Source organism: Tissierellales bacterium, from assembly GCA_025210965.1.
Taxonomy (GTDB): domain Bacteria; phylum Bacillota; class Clostridia; order Tissierellales; family JAOAQY01; genus JAOAQY01.
Genome location: JAOAQY010000136.1, coordinates 1 through 3,537 on the forward strand (window position 1 = coordinate 1; position 3,537 = coordinate 3,537).

At 33.8% G+C, this 3,537-nt stretch carries 1 protein-coding gene and 1 tRNA gene; both read right to left on the reverse strand.

Annotated elements, in window-relative coordinates; genetic code table 11:
- Nucleotides 1-62 precede the first annotated feature (62 nt).
- The gene (locus N4A40_09680) at nucleotides 63-3,206 is read right to left on the reverse strand and encodes a phosphodiester glycosidase family protein (protein ID MCT4662118.1); all 3,144 of its coding nucleotides are present in this window, start codon (nucleotides 3,204-3,206) and stop codon (nucleotides 63-65) included.
- Nucleotides 3,207-3,459: 253 nt separating this feature from the next.
- Nucleotides 3,460-3,536 (reverse strand) — tRNA-Pro (locus N4A40_09685).
- Nucleotide 3,537 lies beyond the last annotated feature (1 nt).

Below are 3,537 nucleotides of genomic sequence, written 5' to 3' on the forward strand. Positions count from 1 at the left end.
ATTTTTTAATTTCTTATTGGTAATGTACCACTCATCATTGTCTGATTTATAATTTTCATCTATTAATTTTCATGTGTAATAAACTCATCTGCTATCCAGCCTTTTTTCGAGTTGTAAGTGATTTCAACCCAGTGATACTTGTCAGAGTCTTGTGATTTTCCGGTAAGTGATATTTTGGTGCCGTGCTCTAGCTTATCAATTATGTCACCGCCTGCAGAACTTCTAACATTTAATTTACTACCTTCTCCAACGTTGATTCTATAGATAGCTCTTTCGATATCTGTGCTTGAAGATTTTTCACTTTTTTCTTCTGGAATTTCTACACTACTTTTTTTGTCGTTTTTAGTGTCAGTGTCGTGAGAAATAACATATACAAAACTTATGTCTTTATATATTGGTTCGAAATTGAACTTCAATTCTCCGTTATTATCCTCTAAAATCAAGGCGTTTATATTCTGAGGATTACTACTTTCATTTATAGGAGTTTTATCAAATTCAAGATAAGTAACTCCATTTTGCTTAGTTGCATAGTTTCTATTTGATTCCGATACTACAAAAATTTTGTTATTGTCAGAGAATTTTTCTTCAAGAGTGTCTATGAAGAGATTTTTCTCTAATGGATCGTCGAATGATTTATTGCTAAGAACAGGTTTAGATGTAACTATCAATATATTCTTGTCCATTAGATTTTTGATATTGTTTAAAAACCATTTCCATTGACTAGAATCAGACGCTCTGAATCCACCGTTTTTGTTATCAAGCATGAAAAACAGAGTGTTTTCCTTTGGGAAAATTTGTTTCCTATTACCAAGAGTAAGGTTTGTAGATATATTGTTTGTGAAAGACTCTAGTAAATCGCCACTATAAAAGGCAATATCAAATTTACTCAATCTATTTTCGAAATCTGGAACAAAACTTTCTTTAAATACTTCATTTTCAGACTTGATGCCTGGTGAAAACACGTATTTACTAAAAGAACTGTCGAGAGATATAGAATCAGAAGTCAGTTCGAATTCTTTTCTCTCTGGTAGATTTGGTCCAGTGTAGTCGAAGTAGTTAAGTGTTTCGAAATTATCTAATAGGATTTGTCCTTGATCTTTTATTGCTGGATTGGTTTCAACAAGATAAATTTTACTAAGTGTAATAGGATAAGAAATATCGACAGGAAGCTCCGCCTTTACGCTCTTCCAGCCCTTCCAATCTATATTGTTTGCAAAATCTAATTTATAGGTCTTTCCATTTACATCTTTTATCTCAGCTCTAAGCCAGTGACCAGATTCATTTCCATATACCCAGAGTCCTAATGCATCGATTTCTTCCATTACCACTACTGGTTTGGAGTTGAAATCAATATAAGCAGCTCGAGTTTCGTTTCCTAAAGTAAAGTCGTAATTTAGTGAGAGTGAAGTGAATCCATTTACCATTTCAGGTGATTGACCTAATTTTACTTTAGTATTTTCAGGATAAGCTGAAGAAACTAAGCCGTCCAAGTTTTCAAATTCATTTATAACTTGTTTGTCATATCCTGTACTCAAATTTACATAGTTACTAGCGCCACCAATACTGTAAACCAAAGCACTAGCACCCTTTTCGGTATTAGATATAAAATTGTCCCCGTCTATATGTCCACCAGAACCTAATAGTTTTACATCAAGCGAAGTAATATCGATTTCTGCAATGAATCCATCTTCGTTAATCCCTTTTACTGTACCTAGTATATCGCTTATTGGAGTAGAACTGCCGCGAGGTACTTGGTAATCTTTGTTATTTGAAAATAAGTATTTTAAAGGTTTCAAAACTTCTATTTTTGTCTGTGCTTTTATATCATCGTCATTTTTGTACACTGCTTTCAATTTGGCTCTTCCTATTTCATTTGCTGTAAAAGTATTATTTTCAGAATTGAAGGAGATATCATCGGTATCTAAGTCGATTTTTTCACTATTTATCTCTGTAACATTCCCATTTTTATCAAAACCGATCATTTCAAAAGAGTAAGGTAGATTTTGAAATATTTTTTTATCTGAATCAGAAAATTCCATTTTGTTTATTTTACCTGCCTCTGCAGTATTGAATGCAGCAAAGCTATTTATAACTCTTCTAGGATTTCCATCAGAGGGATGATTTACTATTTGAGCATTAAAATTTCTATATGGATTTATGGCCATAGTTGTTGAGCCACCACCATCTAAATTTAAAGCTTCATAAGCACCTAAATCTAACATTATATCAGCAAGTGTGTTTTCGGAAACACCTTTAAAAGATTTGTTTCTACCATCTATAGTTAAAAATATCATTTCAGTTCCATCTTTAGTGTACCCAACTGCAGTTCTAGGCTGCTTGCCGCGTATAGATATTCCCTGATGAACCTTTTGGCCATCCTTCAATAAAATTTGTCCTCCACCAATTCCCGCTTTAAGAGTTGAAATTCCAGGATTTGAGTTTAAATCTAAATTTATTTTGTCTCCCACTTTTATATTTTGAGTTAAGTAATTGTCTGTACCTTTTAAAATCAATTCGTATTCGTTTTCATTAAGTGGAACAGAGGGAGAGTTTATCAGTATTTTAGAAACAATACCATTAGAAACCACCACTTCAGTTAGTTCTTTTACTTTAGCGTTTCCTATAGTATTACCTGACCAATTGTGGTCATATAGCACTATACCACCATAATTAGAGCTTCCTTTATTTATATAGTAAATTTTAAATGGCGCTCCGCCGTTTACACTTCCGTTCAATGTCCAATTAAAAAAGTTTAAAAATGGTTGATTGTGGCTATCTATATAGAGCGCAGGTAGTGATTGATCTAACATTGGAGTTGAAACTAACTTGCCGTTGTTTATCGCTAAGCCAAGTGGATAATATCCATTATTACCTTCAAAAAAATCACCATTGATTGCAACTGAAGGGTTGTGTTCCCTTACCATGTCATTTACACTTGCTTTTTTTGAAGAGCCCTCGTTACTAAATATGGTGTCAACTTTTACATTTGGATCGCTTAAATCTATATAAGCTATATTTAAATTTAACCAGCCGTAGTCGGTAAATAGTTGTCGGTTTTCGTAACGGATACCACCAGCGAGCTGAGTGCTATTACTTTGCTGATGAATCATAGTGTCTTTGAAATAAGTTTCGGCATTAGCTAGGTTTGCAAATATTGGAGAAAAGCATAGAAAACCAGCTAAAATCATACTCATAAATTTCTTCATATCGACAGATTCCTTTCTGTGTAGTTTTTTATAGTTTGATTATATAATTAAATTGTGTAGAAAGGATTACAAAGCCGTTACATTGGGTATAGAATCGAGTGTACAAAAAAAGGCTTCATCTATCAGATGAAACCCATTAAGGTTGAAGCTGTGAGCGCCTTAAAGGCGATTCATGTGTCGAATGAATGGAACCCACGATATTAAAGCATTTGAGCTTAAATATAAAAAAACTTTGCCAAAAAGCAAAGTTATATGGTCGGGGTAGCAGGATTTGAACCCGCGACCCTCTGGTCCCAAACCAGATGCGCTACCAAACTGCGCTATACCCCGA